This is a genomic window from Diaphorobacter sp. LI3 (assembly GCF_022807955.1).
Lineage (GTDB): Bacteria > Pseudomonadota > Gammaproteobacteria > Burkholderiales > Burkholderiaceae_C > Diaphorobacter > Diaphorobacter nitroreducens.
This window is the reverse complement of the sequence record NZ_CP094346.1, coordinates 3,097,215-3,111,684: the sequence shown is the minus strand read 5'-3', so window position 1 is coordinate 3,111,684 and position 14,470 is coordinate 3,097,215. Positions and strand designations below refer to the sequence as shown.

Genomic DNA, 14,470 nt, shown 5'->3' with positions numbered 1-14,470 from the left:
AGGTTTACGCAATGACGATAGAAGACACGCTGCTGCAACGCTTCGGCCCGCTGCTGAGCATGGCGCAGCTCGCCTCTGTCCTGGATCGATCACCGGATGGCCTGCGGGTCAGCTTGCGCACGACGAGCGAATGGGCGCGGCGAATCAACAAGGCTCGCTTGAAGATCGGTCGACGGGTCTACTTCCGAACCTCGCAGATCGCCGAGGTGTTGAGCGACGAGTCCCTGTACGGAACGGGGAACTGAGTCGTGGCGATTGACGTCCTGGCGGCGTTCGAGTGCGAACCGCCGGTGCTGGACTTCATATGGCCGGGCTTCCTCGCGGGAACCGTCGGCGCGCTCGTCGCCCCAGGGGCCACGGGCAAGAGCTTCTGGGCGCTGGAAGCGGCCATGAGCATCGCATGCAGCGTTGCCGGCGGCGACCTCGTGGGCCTGGCCCCCGCACACACCGGGCGCGTGGTTTATCTGGCTGGGGAAGACCCGCCGCCCGCGCTTGTGCGGCGCATTCACGCCATCGGCCAGCACCTCGGACACGCGGCACGCCAAGCCATCGCAGAGAACCTTGCGCTTGAACCGATCATGGGCAAGCGCCTGAACGTCATGGACGAGGCTCACTTGCGCCGCGTCATCGAGTACAGCGCTGGGGCGAGGCTGATCGTGCTGGACAGGTGTTGTACGTTGTATGTTGTAGCGCGCTACAACATACAACAGTTCAATTCGATTCCCGGCCACGCCATGAGGCCGGCCATTCTTTTGCGCGCACGTCGAGCTGCAGCATCGTCATTTTCGGCGAGGCTGGCCACGTCCAGGCCACGGTCGACCATCGCCAGTTCCGACGATGGCGGCCGCCGGCGCTGGATCTCGCATCGCCGCTTCTGACGATGACATCCACTCTTTGACACTTGAGGGGCCGAGCGGCGGGGGATTCTCCCGGCCTCCCTCTTGGCGTTCAACCTTCCGTGCTGAATGGGCCGCCATCCCTGTTTAGATGGGCGTGCCTGTGTCATCGGCTCCATGTCAACCATTTCGGCCAATTATTGGAATGTTGTGTAGGCCGGCACTCCGTAACCTTCGGAGTAGTTCAGTTGATAACGGAGGTTTACGGACATGGCGACGACAGAAAGCAGCTATCCCGACGAGCTGGCCGCACGGCTCGCTCTTCAGCAGCAGACCTCGCAGATAAAGCGCAGGGACTACCTGGCCGCTTTCATGGCGGCGCGCGCGGACGTGAAGGAAGCGATGGAGGCCGGCTACGCGCTCAAGATCATCTGGGAGCACATGCGCGAGATCGGGCGAATCCCTTTCCGCTATGAGACGTTCCTGAAATACGTTCGCCAGCACATCACCAATGCGCCGCCTGGCTCCACGGGTCACGGCACGAAGTAAGCAAAGTCCCATGCTCAATCGCTGCAAGCGCATGGCTGAAACGCTGTTACCGGCCTCTTGGATCGCTGCAAGCACACGGACGTTGGCAATTTCCGTTGATTTTCCCGCTGCTGGCGCGCTGTTGCGAAGCAATGGTGCGGTTACAGCGCGAAATTCGATGAGTCATACGAGGCAAAAACAACGCCGTAAGGCGGGCAGGATGTGCGAAGTTAGCTAACCGGGCGAGCCGGTTATCTATCTTCGCTGTCCCTTATTCGCGCCTGCGGCACTCAACGGGCATCCTGCTCTGCGAGGCTCCCGGCTACCGCCGGGGAGAAGCGAGGCAAACGACATGAGTTCCACCTTTCCGCCACTGGACTTGCCCGAGGGCAACGCGGCGAAATCAAAGCCCGCCGAGAAGCGGCGGCAGCACCTACGGGTGCCGGTGTTCCCCGATGAGAAGGAGCTGATCGAGGCGAACGCCAAGAGGGCCGGGGTCAGCGTTGCGCGCTACCTGCGCGACGTGGGCCAGGGCTACCAGATCAAGGGCGTCATGGATTACGAGTACGTGCGCGAGCTGGTGCGGGTAAACGGCGACCTTGGCCGGCTGGGCGGCTTGCTCAAGCTATGGCTGACCGACGACCCGCGCACCGCCCGGTTCGGCGATGCCACGATCCTTGCCTTGCTGGGCCGGATCGAAGCCACCCAGGACGAAATGAGCCGGCTCATGAAGTCGGTGGTTCAGCCGAGGGCCGAGCCTTGAGCGTTTTAGCGGCTAAAACGCCGGAGGCCGGCCGATGATCGCCAAGCACGTGCCCATGCGTTCGCTGGGTAAGTCCGACTTCGCCGGGCTGGTGAACTACGTCACCGACGCGCAGAGCAAGGACCACCGGCTGGGCCAGGTGCAAATCACGAACTGCGATGCCGTGTCGGTGCAGGACTCCATCACGGAGGTTCTGGCGACCCAGCACACGAACACGCGGGCCAAGGGCGACAAGACCTATCACTTGATCGTCAGCTTCCGGGCCGGCGAGCAGCCCGGCGCCGACACCCTGCGGGCGATTGAGGAACGTATCTGCGACGGGCTGGGCTACGGCGAACACCAGCGCGTCAGTGCCGTTCACAACGACACCGACAACCTGCACATCCACATCGCCATCAACAAGATTCACCCGGCGCGGCACACGATGCACGAGCCGTACTACTCGCATCGGGCGCTTGCCGAGCTTTGCACGGTCCTGGAGCGCGACTACGGCCTGGAGCACGACAACCACGAATCGCGCCGGCGGGGTGCCGAGAGCAGGGCGGCCGACATGGAGCGGCACGCGGGCGTGGAAAGCCTGGTCGGCTGGATCAAGCGCGAGTGCCTGGACGAGATCAAGGGCGCGCAATCCTGGCAGGAGTTGCACCAGGTCATGCGTGACAACGGCCTGGAGCTGCGCGAGCGCGCGAACGGCCTGGTGATCGAGGCCGGCGACGGAACGATGGTCAAGGCGAGCACCCTGGCCCGCGACCTTTCCAAGCCGAAGCTGGAGGCGCGGCTTGGCCCGTTCGAGGCTTCGCCCGAACGGCAGGCGCGAACCAAGGCGAAGCGCCAGTACCAAAAAGACCCGATCCGCTTGCGCGTGAACACGGTCGAGCTGTACGCCCGGTACAAGGATGCACAGCAGCACCTCACGGCCACCAGGGCCAGCGCGCTCGCCGAGGTGAAACGCCGGAAGGATCGGGCCGTCGAGAACGCCAAGAAGGCGGCGGCCACCAGGCGGGCGGCGATCAAGCACCTGACCGATGGCCGGCTGACCAAGCGGCTGCTTTACAGCCGAGCCAGCGCCGCGCTGCGGGCCGACCTGGAGGCGATCCACAAGCGTCACGACCAGGAGCGGGCGGCGATCTACCAAGCGCACAGCCGGCGCACTTGGGCTGACTGGCTCAGGCAGCAAGCCCAGGCCGGCGATGGCCAGGCACTCGATGCGCTGCGCGCCCGCGAAGCGGCCCAGGGCCTCAAACGCAACACCATCCAGGGCAACGGCCCCGCCAAGCCCGGCCATGCCCCGGTGATCGACAACATCACGAAGAAGGGCACGATCATCTACCGCGCCGGCAGCTCGGCCGTGCGCGATGACGGCGAGCGCCTGGCCGTGTCCAGCCAGGCCGACCACTCCGGCGTCGTGGCGGCCCTGCGCCTGGCGATGGAACGCTACGGCGAGCGCATCACCGTTAGCGGCAGCGTGGAGTTCAAGGCCGTCGCGATCCGGGCGGCCGTCGATGCCCAGCTACCCATCACCTTCGCCGATCGGGCGCTGGAAAGCCGGCGGCAGGCCGAGGCCATCAAGGCCCAGGTTAAGCGCCGGCCAGGCGTGCCCCCTGTCGGCCAGGAACCGCCGCCGCATCGCCGGCATGGCTTGCGCACGCTGAGCCAGCTCGACGGCCTGCACATCGAGGGCGAGGCCCAGCGACCGGCGCAAGTGCCGACCACCTCGGCCCCGACGCCGGCCAGGGTCCAGAAGTCGGCACCGTCCGAGCTGGAGCAGCGCGAGGCACGGATACGGGCGCAGATGGAAGCCAAGAAGGCGAGACGCCAGAGCAGGAAGGGGCGTGGAGCTTGACGCTTGTGAAGATGACTGCATTTATCTATGATTGCAGTCATGGACAGCAGATGAGGGGTTTTGAATCATGGCAATCTTGACTGTAAGGAATGTGCCCGATGACGTGCATCGCGCTTTGCGCGTGCGGGCGGCCCAGCACGGCCGCAGCACGGAAGCGGAGGTGCGCGAGATTCTGGCGGCCGTGGTCAAGCCGGAGAAGCGCGTGCGTGTAGGGGAAGCCCTGGCCGCCATCGGCCGCAAGATCGGTCTGACCAATGAAGATTTCGCCGTTTTCGAGAGTGTGCGCGACAAGACGCCGGCCAAACCGTTGAGCTTTGACTGAATGATCGTCCTGGATACCAACGTCGTTTCCGAGGCGATGAAGCCGGAGCCAGACGCGGCCGTAAGGGCCTGGCTGAACGACCAGGCGGCGGAAACCTTGTATCTGTCGAGCGTCACGCTGGCCGAGTTGCTGTTTGGCATCCGGGCGCTGCCGGCAGGCAAGCGCAAGAACATGCTCGACCGCGCCCTGAACGAGCTGCTGGAGCTGTTCAAAGATCGGGTGCTGCCGTTCGACACGGATGCAGCGCGCCGTTACGCCGACCTGGCCGTGACGGCCAAGAACGGCGGGCGTGGCTTCCCGACGCCAGACGGCTACATTGCGGCCGTTGCCGCATCGCGGGGCTTCATCGTGGCATCACGCGACACATCGCCCTATGAAGCGGCCGGTGTGGCCGTCATCAACCCTTGGAAGGACGTATAGGGCCAGGGACACCCCGTAAGGGCCGAGAACAGAATCACCGAAGCCCGGGCCTCAGTGCCAAGGGCGATACCGATTAGCTAGTGGCGTAGCTCTTCGATGAAACCTTGCCGTGGGCAAGCGCGAGCTTGGTCAAGGCATTGCCTTTCTTTCATCGAATGGAGATTGCGACCATGAAGCACGTCCGTTTTTTAGCGGCTAAAACCGCGCTCGCCGCCGCTCTGGCCGGCAGCATCATCATCACCCCGGCGCAGGCAGGCATCCCCGTCATCGACGGCGGCAACCTGGTGCAAAACGTCATGACGGCCATCGAGTCGGTGGCGCAGACGCTCAAGCAGATTGAGCAGTACCAGACCCAGTTGCAGCAATACGAAAACATGCTGCAAAACACGATGGCCCCGGCCGCGTATATCTGGGATCAGGCGCAGTCCACCATCAACGGGTTGATGGCAGCCCAAGACACGCTGAACTACTACAGGAACCAGCTCGGCAGCGTCGATGCGTACCTGGGCAAGTTCCAGGACGTGGCCTACTACCGCAGCTCGCCGTGCTTCTCGGCTGCCGGCTGCTCGGATGCCGAGCGCGCCGCGATGGACGAGAACCGCCGCCTGGCAAGCGAGAGCCAGAAGAAGGCGAACGATGCGCTTTTCAAGGGCCTGGATCGTCAGCAGGACGCCTTGAAGAACGATGCCCGACAGCTCGAACGGTTGCAGGCGGCAGCGCAAGGCGCGACCGGCCAGCAGCAGGCCCTCGGCTTCGCCAACCAGCTCGCCAGCCAGCAGGCGAACCAGCTTCTGCAAATCCGTGGCCTGCTGATCGCACAGCAGAACGCCGCGACCGCCAGGATGCAGGCGCAGGCCGACCTAGAGGCGCAACAGCAGGCCGCCGGCGCGACTTCCAGGGAATCCAGGATCGAGCGCACGGCCAACCCAAGAAACTGGCTCGAACTGACCCGCTGACGGAGGCCCTGCACCATGAAGAAAACGATGCTGCTTGCCGGCCTCGTGGTGGTGCTGGTGGCTGGTTGCGACAACAAGCCAGCCATCCCGCCCATGCCCGAGGTCAATGACACCAATTGCCAGATTGAGGCGATCAAGAAGATCGAGGATAGGGCCACGCGCGAGAAATTCGCCGGGCTGTGCTCGCGCCGGTTGCCGGCCGCCGGCGGCATCGCGCCGACCGAGAAGCCCATGAACTGGCTCGAACTGGCCGACCCGAAAGACCAGAAGGAGGTGAAGCCATGAAAGCACTGCACAAGGCGGCGCTGATCGGCGTCGCCCTCGCGCTTTACTCCACCGCCGCATCGGCCCAGCTCACCAACCAGGGGATGCTTGACCAGGTGGTGACGGAGTTCGCCACGCGGGCCACCTCCTGGCAGGCGGTGGTGATGAATGCCGCGATGTTCCTGTTCTGGACGCTGGGCACGATCTCGCTGGTTTTTACGTTCGGCTTCATGGCGCTGCGCAAGGCCGACATTGGCGAGTTCTTCGCCGAGTTCATCAGGTTCATCCTGTTCTTCGGCTTCTTCCTCTGGCTGTTGCGCAACGGCCCGGCCTTCGCAAACTCGATCATCCAGTCACTGGCCCGGATCGGCGAGCAGGCGTCCGGGGTGGCGTCGGTGACACCCTCGGGCATCGTGGATATCGGCTTCATGATCTTGAAGCAGGCATTCAGCAACTCGTCGATCTGGTCGCCCGTGGATAGTTTCATCGGTGTGGCATTGAGCCTCGGCATCCTGATCCTGCTGGCTGTCGTCGCCATAAACATGTTGCTGTTGCTCGTGTCGGGCTGGCTGCTGATGTACGCCGGTATCTTCTTCCTCGGCTTCGGCGGCTCGCGTTGGACTTCGGACATGGCGATCAACTACTACAAGACTGTGCTGGGCGTGGCCGTGCAGATCATGACGATGGTGCTCCTGGTCGGCATCGGGAACGACTTGCTCTCCAGCTTCTACGCCAGGATGAACACCGGCACCCTGAACTTTGAAGAGCTGGGCGTGATGCTGGTTTTCTGCGTGGCGTTGCTCATGCTGGTCAATCGCGTGCCCCCGCTTGTCGCCGGCATCATCACCGGCTCGGGTATCGGCGGGGCTGGTGGGATCGGCAACTTCGGTGCAGGTGCCGCCATCGGTGCGGCTATGGGCGCGGCGAGCATGGCCGCCGGAGCGGCAAGCGTGGCTGGCGCGGCCGTGATGGGTGGTGCGGCCTCGGCCGCCGGCGGCATGTCGGCGATCAAGGCAGCGTTCGAGAAAGCGGGGTCTAGCGCCGGTGGCGAGTCGGGCGGAATGCCCATGCTTGGTGGTGGTTCTGGCGGTGATTCAGATGCTGGATCGTTCGCGCAGGCGGCGGGCGTTGGTGGCGGCGGTTCCAGTGCCGGAACAAGTACGCCGCTCGGCCAGGCGGCCGGCTTCTACAACTCGGGAAGCTCCAGCAGTTCGGGCAGCAGCGGCCAGAGCAAGGGGGCACAGCAGGCCAGCCACGCCGACAGCTCGGGTAGCGGTTCCAGCTCGAAGGCCAGCGGCGGCGGCGCCGGCGGCTCGACGGCCGGCCAACGTGCGGGAAGCCTTCTCGCGGCGACGGCTGCGAACCTGGCGCAAGGCATTGGCGACGTTGCGAAGGCCAAGGCGGCCAGCATCCGCGATGCCGCTGCCGAACGCATCGCCGACACCACTGGCGGAAAGATCGCCGCCGCGATCCGGGCGAGCAGCCAGACAGACCAGGCGGCCGAGGAGGCGCCCAGCTTCGGCGGCAACAGTCTGGCAGGGGCCGATTCGGCCGCTGCTGATCCTGATGATGAAGTGGCGGCGTTCGCCAACCGCGACAAGGAGGTATGACGATGATGCCGAGAGGATTTTTCGACTGCCTGGACGTTGCCGCTGCCGAGCAGCGCCAGGCGCAGGCGATTGAGGTTGAGCCGGTCGACGATCAATCGACTGATGCAGACCCCGCAGCAGAAGTTGCGGCCTTTGTCGATCGATCTGCCCCGCCCGTCATTGAGGCCACCAAGCCGGCGGCCAGGTCGGGCGGCAACGCCAGCAGCTACGGCAGCAGCGCGAGAAACACGCCGCTGGCCGAGGCCGCCGGCTTCTACGGCACCGGCAGCCGATAAGCGCGCCGGCCGGCGTGGGGCCGGCCGACACTTCCACAACCCACCTGTTAGAGAGGTGAATCATGGCAACCCTGAATCCTATCAATGCAACGCAGGCCGTTCATCATGCAGCCGTGCAGCTCGCCGCGCTCGACTGGCTCGACCAGGACGCAGCGCGGCAGCTCGGGCCGCTCGCCGAGGCCGTGGCAAATGCTTTCATGGTCGTGTTCTATCAGGCCGAGACGGGCCGGGCGACGCCTGCTGACTTCCGCGAGGCCCTGGAGGCGGTGCGGCAGTCACTCCGCGCCGCGTAGGCACGCGCACCAGGAACAGCAAGGGCGGCCACTGGCCGCCCTTGCCATTTTCGGGCCTGCATCGTCAAAGATGACGATGCGCGCCGGCGTGCTCGAGCATCGCCGGATCGGACGATGACGACCGCTCTGGCCTTCTCCCTTGGCGTGGATCTCGCGTCGTCGCTTCTAGCGATGAGATCCCGCGCACCAGGTCACGCACGTCGAGCTGCAGCACCGCCAGGAATGACGATGCTGGCCGGCTCTCCTACTCGATGCCGTGCATGGCCTTTGCCCGCGCCGCGACTTCGCAGGCGTGCTCGATATAGGCCGGGTCGGCTGTAGTTTCTGCGTCGGCCAGGAACGCGGCCACGGCCTCGGCGCTTGTCAGCCATTCGGCCGGGTCAAACAGGGTCAGCATTTCACGGCCTGCGGCCTTCGTCATCTGGCGAAGTGCAATCAGTAGCTCGCCCTGGTCGCCATCCTCAAGGATGCTGTGCAGCAGCTCCACCGCATAGGTCGGGTCTTTGCGGAAGGCTTCGGCCATCGCGTCGTCATGCAGGCGTGTGCGCACCTGGTCAGCTTCCAAGGCTTCACCGGCCGGCCACTCGCGACCAACGGCCGGCGCATCTACCCATTCGCGTTGTTCCGGCGGCAGTGGATATCCGCCGGCGGCTTCGGCCTCGGCCAGCAGCTCGGCCAGGGTGTAACGCACCTGGTCAGGCGTGGCGGCGCGGGCCGGGTCGGCCTTCAAGGCGTCATAGGCGGGGCCTGCCTTCTCATACAGCCAGTTTTCAAGGCTCTTCGGTTCGGTCATTCTTATCCCCTATTGTCAGGTCTACGCGCAGGCCGGCGCGGCTATCTGCAATCGCTTCGTCGGTTTCCTTCCTGCCCATGATGACTCCTTTGTGCGGGGATTGCTGTATTGTTTGCTAGCAGTGGCTCTCTGAGCAATCTCAAGGAAGTCATCCGTCAATCTGGCAGTGCTCATGAACTTTCCCTGAACGCCCGCAGCGCCCGTGACAGGGACAGCAGGAACAAGCCGGTCAAACCGAGCGCCGCGATGACCCAATGCTCGCTGAGGAAGGCGCCGGCGGTCGTACCGGCCAGGACGACGGCGAGGATGAGCAGGTGGCAGGGGCAGGTCAGCACAGCCAGTCCGCCCCACAGGTAGCCGGAGATGGGCTTGCGCTCGGGGCCGTTCATGGCAATGTCTCTTCCTGCCGGGCAACCTCGGCCCGCAACGCACTCAACTGCATCTCCAGGCCCGCCAGTGCCCGGCGCCGCTGTTCGACGAGTCGGCGCAGTTCGGCGAGCCGCGCCGCCGCTTCACCGGCATCCGGCGCGTCCAGCGCCCGGCACAGCCGGGCCAGCACGTCCAGGCCGACCCCCGCCTCGAAGGCAGCCCGCACGAAGCACAGCCGCTGCAAGGCATCCGCGTCGAACACACCATAGCCGCCGGCGGTGCGCGCGGCCGGACGCAGCAACCCGCGCAGCAGGTAGTCGCGCACGACGTGCACGCTCACGCCGGCATCCTGGGCCAGGCGCGACACCGTGTAGGCGTTCATCGAACACCTCCTTTTTCCTCAGCCGGCGCAGCAGGACAGTTGCTTCACGTCCTTGCTGAAGGTCTGCGCCGCAAGCTTCAACCCTTCGACCATGGTCAGGTAGGGGAACAACTGGTCGGCCAGCTCCTGCACGGTCATCCGGTGGCGGATCGCCAGCGCGGCCGTCTGGATCAGTTCGCCTGCTTCTGGGGCGACCGCCTGCACGCCGATCAGCCGCCCCGAGCCGGCTTCCGCGACCAGTTTGATGAAGCCGCGCGTGTCGAAGTTGGCGAGCGCCCTCGGCACGTTGTCGAGCGTCAGCATCCGGCTGTCGGTCTCGATGCCATCGTGGTGCGCTTCGGCCTCGCTGTAGCCCACCGTGGCCACCTGCGGATCGGTGAACACCACAGCCGGCATTGCCGTCAGATCCAGCTCAGCAATGCCGCCGGTCATGTTGATCGCGGCACGGGTGCCGGCCGCCGCCGCCACGTAGACGAATTGCGGCTGGTCGGTGCAGTCGCCGGCAGCAAAGATGTGCGGTGCGCTGGTGCGCATGGCGCGGTCGATGACGATGGCCCCTTGCGCATTGACCTCGACGCCCGCCGCTTCGAGGTTCAGGCTGCGGGTATTCGGCGCGCGCCCGGTGGCGACCAGCAGCCGCTCGGCGCGCAGCTCGCCGTGCCCGGTGGTGAGCACGAATTCCCCGTCCGCGTAGGCAACGTGGCTTGCCTGGGTGTGATCCAGCACCTCGATGCCTTCGGCGCGGAACGCGGCCGTGACAGCCTCGCCAATGGCCGGGTCTTCGCGGAAGAACAGCGTGCTGCGCGCCAGGATCGTGACCTGGCTGCCCAGCCGCGCGAAGGCTTGCGCCAACTCCACCGCCACCACCGACGAGCCAATGACGGCCAGCCGCTCGGGGAGCGTGTCGCTCGCCAGCGCCTCGGTGGAGGTCCAGTAGGGCGTGTCCTTCAGGCCAGGGATCGGCGGCACCGCCGGACTCGCCCCGGTGGCGATCAGGCAACGATCGAAGTTCACTTCGCGGGCGCCGCCGTCAGCGGTCGCCACGGTCAGCGTGCGCGCGTCCTTGAACCGGGCGGAGCCGGACAGCACGGTGATGGCCGGGGTGCTTGCCAGGATGCCTTCGTATTTGGCATGGCGCAGTTCCTCGACGCGGCCTTGCTGCTGGGCCAGCAGCCTTTCGCGCAGAACAGACGGCGGCACGGGCGGCAGGCCGGCGTCAAACGGGCTTTCGCGGCGCAGGTGGGCGATGTGCGCGGCGCGGATCATGATCTTGGAGGGCACGCAGCCGACATTGACGCAAGTACCGCCAATGGTGCCGCGCTCGATGAGCGTCACGCGCGCTCCAAGCTCCACGGCCTTCAAGGCCGCCGCCATCGCCGCGCCACCGCTGCCGATCACGGCCACGTGCAGCGCCTGCTCGCCGCTACCGCGCTTTGTTCCGCTACCCAGCCAGCCCAGCGCCTTGTCCAACAGGCCGGTAGGCTTGTTCGGCGTATCGGCGAGCCGTGCGCGGTAGCCGAGCGCGGCCACTGCGGCAACCAGCGGGGTCACGTTCACGCCCGCGTCCGCCTCGATTTCGGCCTGCCGCTGCGCATAGGACACCGAGGCCGAGCGCACGCCGGGCACGTTTTTCAGAGCCTGCTGGACGTGCTCGGCGCACGACGTGCAGGTCATGCCCTCGATGTGAAGGGTGATCGCTTCGGCCATGACCGTGCCCTCACTGCTTGACGCTGGACGGGTAGCCCGCATTTGCGGTGGCCTTGGTCAAGGCGTCGGCATTGGTCTTCGCGTCGTCGAAGGTGACGACGGCTTCCCGCTTCTCGTAACTGACCTCGGCCTTTTGCACGCCGTCCACCTTGGTGAGTGCTTTCTTCACTGTGATCGGGCACGCGGCGCAGGTCATGCCGGGCACCGACAGGGTAACGGTCTTGGTGGCGGCCCAGGCGGGCGTGCTCAGGGCGGCGGCCAGAGCGATCAGGGTGGCGAGTTTCTTCATGGCAATTCTCCTTTCAATAGAACAGCGGCAGGATGTAGGGGAAAGCGAGGGCGACCAGAACCAGGGCGGCCACGATCCAGAAAATCACCTTGTAGGCCGTCCGCACTTGGGGCACGGCGCAAACGTCGCCGGGCTTGCAGGCATGGGCCGGTCGGAAGATGCTGCGCCAGGCGAAGAACAGCGCGACGAGTGCTGCGCCGATGAAGATCGGCCGATACGGCTCCAGCACGGTCAGGTTGCCGATCCACGCGCCCGAGAAGCCGAGCGCGACCAGGACGAGGGGGCCGAGGCAGCAGGCCGAGGCGAGGACGGCCGCGATGCCGCCGGTCGCCAGTGCGCCGCGGCCGTTCTTGGGTTCCGACATAAGGTTCTCCTTCCGGGACTTCGCTTGATACTGTAAGGTTACTTCCGTAGTTAACTACGGAGTCAAGCACCATGGAAAACGCTCAAGAGAATCTGACCATCGGGGCCTTCGCCAAGGCCGCTGGGGTGAACGTGGAGACGATCCGCTTCTATCAGCTCAAGGGTTTATTGCCCCAGCCGGAGCGGCCCTACGGGAGTATTCGCCGCTATGGGCAGGCTGATGTGGCGCGGGTGAAGTTCGTGAAATCAGCCCAGCGCTTGGGGTTCAGCCTGGATGAAATCGGCCAGCTCCTGAAACTGGAGGACGGCACCCATTGCAGCGAGGCGGCCGAACTGGCTGCCCACCGGCTGGCCGATGTGCGCGCACGCATGGCGGACCTCACGCGGATGGAAGAGGCGCTGTCGACGCTGGTGAGCGAGTGCAACGCGCACCAGCGCAATGTTTCCTGCCCGTTGATCGCGGCCCTGCACTGTTGCTGAAGGGTATCTTCAGCCCTTAGCGTACGATTTTTGCTGTTCTGAGAAGACCTCTAGTTGAGGACGCCGTCGCGAAGCCAACGCACTGGCCGCTCGCCAGGATGAACGCCAGGAGAAAAAGAGCATGACAAAGCTGCACCACGATAACCGGGCCGAGCCGTTTTTCATCACTGTGGAAGTAGAGGCTGAGCTGATCGCTGCCGGATACCAGTTTGAACCGCCAAGCCACTTCGCTACCATGCGCTTGCCCGAAGTGCTGGCCGGCCTTACCGATGCGGAGCTGGCGACCTGGCCCAGCGAGCTATCGAAGGGAGAGGTCGAACGCCGGCAGCGCAGCGCATTCAGGGCAGAATGATGAACATGGCATTTATCATGGCATTTGATGCGGCGTCAATCATAAGCCATGGAACTTACTGGTGTTTTTTCTGCCATTAACAATCGAGTGGGAGTGACGCTTACCGGCGTCTAGGAGGCAGTAGGTGCTGCTCCTGTGACCCCCGTCAACTTCCGCACAACGCCCGGTCTGAACGCCGGGCGTTGTTTTTTTTGCTCTAAAAATAGGAGCTGCTGGCGCTTGCTAGGTAGGGGTTGCAGCCTTTTTTTGTGAATATGGATTGCATTGGGGAAGAGGGGGTGGATTGCGCCGAACGGGGCGCACACGGGGCTGCCTATGAGCGTGTGGCTTAGTGCTGGTGCCTGCCAGGCTGCCTGAACAAGCAGAGCGAGCCGCTGGTTCTTGCGCGGGCAGCGCAGTTGTCGGTGCAGGGCGATGCACCGGGGGCGCGGCGATGGGGATGCGGCCGCGTCCGCACATCAGGCCGACGGCAAGAAGCCTCAGCACATCGTCCCAAGCCCCAGGATGACTGGAGATTCCGCCACGATAGAAGCAACCGCTGTCCTACATCTGCGCCCCTGCGCCATGGATAGCGTTTGCACATGCGATCTAAGCAACCCACCGCGAGCGACGCTCTCCCATCTGGCGCGAAGCAGGGGCAGGGCAAGGCCCCCACCTCGACACGCACCCTGTGGAAGGGGGCGATCAGCTTTGGCCTCGTCCATATTCCCGTGGGCTTGTACTCGGCGACCGTCAGCTCGGGCATCGACTTTGACTGGCTGGACCGCCGGTCGATGGAGCCGGTGGGGTACAAGCGTGTGAACAAAATCACGGGCAAGGAAATCGCCACGGCCGATATCGTCAAGGGTGTGGAGTATGAAGAAGGCCGCTACGTCATTCTGACGCCCGAGGAAATCGCGGCCGCCTTTCCTAAGGTCACGCAGACGATCGAGATCGAGGCGTTTCTTGACGCCGACGAGATCCCCTTTGTCTACCTGGAGCGTCCCTATTACACGGCACCCCTCAAGCGTGGCGAAAAGGTGTACGCACTGCTGCGCGAGGCCCTGCGCCAGAGCAACCGCGTGGGCGTGGCCAAAGTGGTGATCCAGTCCAAGCAGCACTTGGCCGTGCTCATTCCGTGCGGCCGAGCGCTGATCCTCAACCTGCTGCGCTGGGGGGGGAGATCCGCTCGTTCGAGCAACTGGCCCTACCGCCGCTGGATGCAAAAGCCGCGGGTATCAAGGACGCGGAGCTGGCCATGGCCATGCAGCTCATCGAGGACATGACACAGGACTGGAACGCGGACCGCTTCCGCAATTCCTTCTCTGAGGAGATCCACAGGCTGGTCGAGGCCAAGGCCTCCGCGGGAGAGATTGCCCATGTCACTCAGCCGGACGAGGGACCGGCGGTGGCTGCGGGCGCGGAGGTGCTGGACCTCACCGCCTTGCTCAAGCGCAGCCTGGAGGGCGCCTCGGCCACACCGCCGCGCAAGGACAAGCCCGCCTCCGTGACACGCCTTGCACCGTCGGGCAAGGCAGCGGCCAAATCGACCGCCGCCAAAAAGTCACCGGCCCGCAAGACGGCGGCCAAGGCGGCGCCTGCCAAGCCCGCTGCGGCCAAGAAGCCTCGCCGCGCGCACGGATAGC

General features: G+C 64.9%; 19 protein-coding genes and 2 pseudogenes. 15 read left to right on the top strand and 6 right to left on the bottom strand.

The features are described 5' to 3' along the window. Positions 1-11 precede the first annotated feature (11 nt). The 12 genes and pseudogenes from MRB47_RS14490 (at position 12) to MRB47_RS14435 (ending at position 8,110) form a co-directional block, all read left to right on the top strand. Positions 12-245, top strand: coding sequence for a plasmid-related protein (locus tag MRB47_RS14490; RefSeq protein ID WP_077056475.1), 234 nt, complete (start codon positions 12-14; stop codon positions 243-245). 3 nt (positions 246-248) lie between these two features. Beyond that, positions 249-689: pseudogene (locus tag MRB47_RS14485) on the top strand (AAA family ATPase); the annotation flags it as partial. A gap of 417 nt (positions 690-1,106) precedes the next feature. Then, positions 1,107-1,385, top strand: coding sequence for a TraK family protein (locus MRB47_RS14480; protein ID WP_252101041.1), 279 nt, complete (start codon positions 1,107-1,109; stop codon positions 1,383-1,385). 331 nt (positions 1,386-1,716) lie between these two features. After that, positions 1,717-2,127, top strand: coding sequence for a conjugal transfer transcriptional regulator TraJ (traJ, locus tag MRB47_RS14475; RefSeq protein WP_252101040.1), 411 nt, complete (start codon positions 1,717-1,719; stop codon positions 2,125-2,127). Positions 2,128-2,161: 34 nt separating this feature from the next. Next, positions 2,162-3,970: a TraI/MobA(P) family conjugative relaxase gene (traI, locus tag MRB47_RS14470; protein WP_252101039.1), complete on the top strand. Its 1,809-nt coding sequence runs from the start codon at positions 2,162-2,164 to the stop codon at positions 3,968-3,970. Between the two features lie 67 nt (positions 3,971-4,037). After that, positions 4,038-4,292 carry a FitA-like ribbon-helix-helix domain-containing protein gene (locus tag MRB47_RS14465; RefSeq protein WP_033945649.1) on the top strand — a complete coding sequence of 85 codons (255 nt, stop codon included), beginning with the start codon at positions 4,038-4,040 and terminating at the stop codon, positions 4,290-4,292. Continuing rightward, positions 4,293-4,712 carry a type II toxin-antitoxin system VapC family toxin gene (locus tag MRB47_RS14460; RefSeq protein ID WP_252101038.1) on the top strand — a complete coding sequence of 140 codons (420 nt, stop codon included), beginning with the start codon at positions 4,293-4,295 and terminating at the stop codon, positions 4,710-4,712. It begins immediately after the preceding gene. Positions 4,713-4,882: 170 nt separating this feature from the next. After that, the gene (gene trbJ, locus MRB47_RS14455) at positions 4,883-5,668 is read left to right on the top strand and encodes a P-type conjugative transfer protein TrbJ (RefSeq protein ID WP_252101037.1); all 786 of its coding nucleotides are present in this window, start codon (positions 4,883-4,885) and stop codon (positions 5,666-5,668) included. A 15-nt stretch (positions 5,669-5,683) separates the two neighbouring features. Next, a complete protein-coding gene (gene trbK / locus MRB47_RS14450; protein WP_252101036.1) occupies positions 5,684-5,953 on the top strand; it encodes an entry exclusion lipoprotein TrbK in 270 nt (89 codons plus the stop codon). After that, on the top strand, positions 5,950-7,542 hold the full coding sequence (trbL, locus tag MRB47_RS14445) for a P-type conjugative transfer protein TrbL (RefSeq protein ID WP_252101035.1): 1,593 nt from the start codon (positions 5,950-5,952) through the stop codon (positions 7,540-7,542). The genes trbK and trbL overlap by 4 nt, the downstream gene beginning before the upstream one ends. Before the next feature lie 2 nt (positions 7,543-7,544). Further along, positions 7,545-7,817, top strand: coding sequence for a hypothetical protein (locus tag MRB47_RS14440; RefSeq protein WP_252101034.1), 273 nt, complete (start codon positions 7,545-7,547; stop codon positions 7,815-7,817). Positions 7,818-7,879: 62 nt separating this feature from the next. Continuing rightward, on the top strand, positions 7,880-8,110 hold the full coding sequence (locus MRB47_RS14435) for a type I toxin-antitoxin system ptaRNA1 family toxin (RefSeq protein ID WP_252101033.1): 231 nt from the start codon (positions 7,880-7,882) through the stop codon (positions 8,108-8,110). Positions 8,111-8,354: 244 nt separating this feature from the next. Here the strand turns inward: MRB47_RS14435 and MRB47_RS14430 are convergent, their stop codons facing one another. From MRB47_RS14430 to merT, 6 genes are all read right to left on the bottom strand, one after another. Further along, complete coding sequence (locus tag MRB47_RS14430) at positions 8,355-8,660, bottom strand: transcriptional regulator (RefSeq protein WP_252102637.1); 306 nt, start codon at positions 8,658-8,660, stop codon at positions 8,355-8,357. Positions 8,661-9,073: 413 nt separating this feature from the next. After that, positions 9,074-9,292, bottom strand: coding sequence for a broad-spectrum mercury transporter MerE (gene merE / locus MRB47_RS14425; protein ID WP_252101032.1), 219 nt, complete (start codon positions 9,290-9,292; stop codon positions 9,074-9,076). Next, positions 9,289-9,654 (bottom strand): mercury resistance co-regulator MerD, encoded by a 366-nt coding sequence (merD, locus tag MRB47_RS14420; RefSeq protein ID WP_252101031.1) that lies wholly within the window; start codon positions 9,652-9,654, stop codon positions 9,289-9,291. The genes merE and merD overlap by 4 nt, the downstream gene beginning before the upstream one ends. An 18-nt stretch (positions 9,655-9,672) precedes the next feature. After that, positions 9,673-11,361, bottom strand: coding sequence for a mercury(II) reductase (merA, locus tag MRB47_RS14415; RefSeq protein ID WP_252101030.1), 1,689 nt, complete (start codon positions 11,359-11,361; stop codon positions 9,673-9,675). A gap of 10 nt (positions 11,362-11,371) precedes the next feature. Continuing rightward, positions 11,372-11,650 carry a mercury resistance system periplasmic binding protein MerP gene (gene merP, locus MRB47_RS14410; RefSeq protein ID WP_022579741.1) on the bottom strand — a complete coding sequence of 93 codons (279 nt, stop codon included), beginning with the start codon at positions 11,648-11,650 and terminating at the stop codon, positions 11,372-11,374. Between the two features lie 13 nt (positions 11,651-11,663). Next, positions 11,664-12,014, bottom strand: coding sequence for a mercuric ion transporter MerT (gene merT / locus MRB47_RS14405; protein WP_252101029.1), 351 nt, complete (start codon positions 12,012-12,014; stop codon positions 11,664-11,666). Positions 12,015-12,085: 71 nt separating this feature from the next. On the opposite strand from merT, the gene merR reads away from it, so the two are divergent. The 3 genes and pseudogenes from merR to MRB47_RS14390 all read left to right on the top strand — a co-directional run bounded on the left by merR (position 12,086) and on the right by MRB47_RS14390 (position 14,469). After that, positions 12,086-12,493 carry an Hg(II)-responsive transcriptional regulator gene (gene merR / locus MRB47_RS14400; protein ID WP_252101028.1) on the top strand — a complete coding sequence of 136 codons (408 nt, stop codon included), beginning with the start codon at positions 12,086-12,088 and terminating at the stop codon, positions 12,491-12,493. 121 nt (positions 12,494-12,614) lie between these two features. Continuing rightward, positions 12,615-12,845 carry a hypothetical protein gene (locus tag MRB47_RS14395; RefSeq protein WP_252101027.1) on the top strand — a complete coding sequence of 77 codons (231 nt, stop codon included), beginning with the start codon at positions 12,615-12,617 and terminating at the stop codon, positions 12,843-12,845. 581 nt (positions 12,846-13,426) lie between these two features. After that, a pseudogene (locus MRB47_RS14390) lies at positions 13,427-14,469 on the top strand (Ku protein). Position 14,470 lies beyond the last annotated feature (1 nt).

Excerpts from the sequence above, each read along its gene's own strand:
- MRB47_RS14490 (WP_077056475.1), top strand. The coding sequence starts at position 12 with ATGACGATAGAAGACACGCTGCTGCAACGCTTCGGCCCGCTGCTGAGC.
- MRB47_RS14480 (WP_252101041.1), top strand. The coding sequence starts at position 1,107 with ATGGCGACGACAGAAAGCAGCTATCCCGACGAGCTGGCCGCACGGCTC.
- traJ (WP_252101040.1), top strand. The coding sequence starts at position 1,717 with ATGAGTTCCACCTTTCCGCCACTGGACTTGCCCGAGGGCAACGCGGCG.
- traI (WP_252101039.1), top strand. The coding sequence starts at position 2,162 with ATGATCGCCAAGCACGTGCCCATGCGTTCGCTGGGTAAGTCCGACTTC.
- MRB47_RS14465 (WP_033945649.1), top strand. The coding sequence starts at position 4,038 with ATGGCAATCTTGACTGTAAGGAATGTGCCCGATGACGTGCATCGCGCT.
- MRB47_RS14460 (WP_252101038.1), top strand. The coding sequence starts at position 4,293 with ATGATCGTCCTGGATACCAACGTCGTTTCCGAGGCGATGAAGCCGGAG.
- trbJ (WP_252101037.1), top strand. The coding sequence starts at position 4,883 with ATGAAGCACGTCCGTTTTTTAGCGGCTAAAACCGCGCTCGCCGCCGCT.
- trbK (WP_252101036.1), top strand. The coding sequence starts at position 5,684 with ATGAAGAAAACGATGCTGCTTGCCGGCCTCGTGGTGGTGCTGGTGGCT.
- trbL (WP_252101035.1), top strand. The coding sequence starts at position 5,950 with ATGAAAGCACTGCACAAGGCGGCGCTGATCGGCGTCGCCCTCGCGCTT.
- MRB47_RS14440 (WP_252101034.1), top strand. The coding sequence starts at position 7,545 with ATGATGCCGAGAGGATTTTTCGACTGCCTGGACGTTGCCGCTGCCGAG.
- MRB47_RS14435 (WP_252101033.1), top strand. The coding sequence starts at position 7,880 with ATGGCAACCCTGAATCCTATCAATGCAACGCAGGCCGTTCATCATGCA.
- merE (WP_252101032.1), bottom strand. The coding sequence starts at position 9,292 with ATGAACGGCCCCGAGCGCAAGCCCATCTCCGGCTACCTGTGGGGCGGA.
- merD (WP_252101031.1), bottom strand. The coding sequence starts at position 9,654 with ATGAACGCCTACACGGTGTCGCGCCTGGCCCAGGATGCCGGCGTGAGC.
- merA (WP_252101030.1), bottom strand. The coding sequence starts at position 11,361 with ATGGCCGAAGCGATCACCCTTCACATCGAGGGCATGACCTGCACGTCG.
- merP (WP_022579741.1), bottom strand. The coding sequence starts at position 11,650 with ATGAAGAAACTCGCCACCCTGATCGCTCTGGCCGCCGCCCTGAGCACG.
- merT (WP_252101029.1), bottom strand. The coding sequence starts at position 12,014 with ATGTCGGAACCCAAGAACGGCCGCGGCGCACTGGCGACCGGCGGCATC.
- merR (WP_252101028.1), top strand. The coding sequence starts at position 12,086 with ATGGAAAACGCTCAAGAGAATCTGACCATCGGGGCCTTCGCCAAGGCC.
- MRB47_RS14395 (WP_252101027.1), top strand. The coding sequence starts at position 12,615 with ATGACAAAGCTGCACCACGATAACCGGGCCGAGCCGTTTTTCATCACT.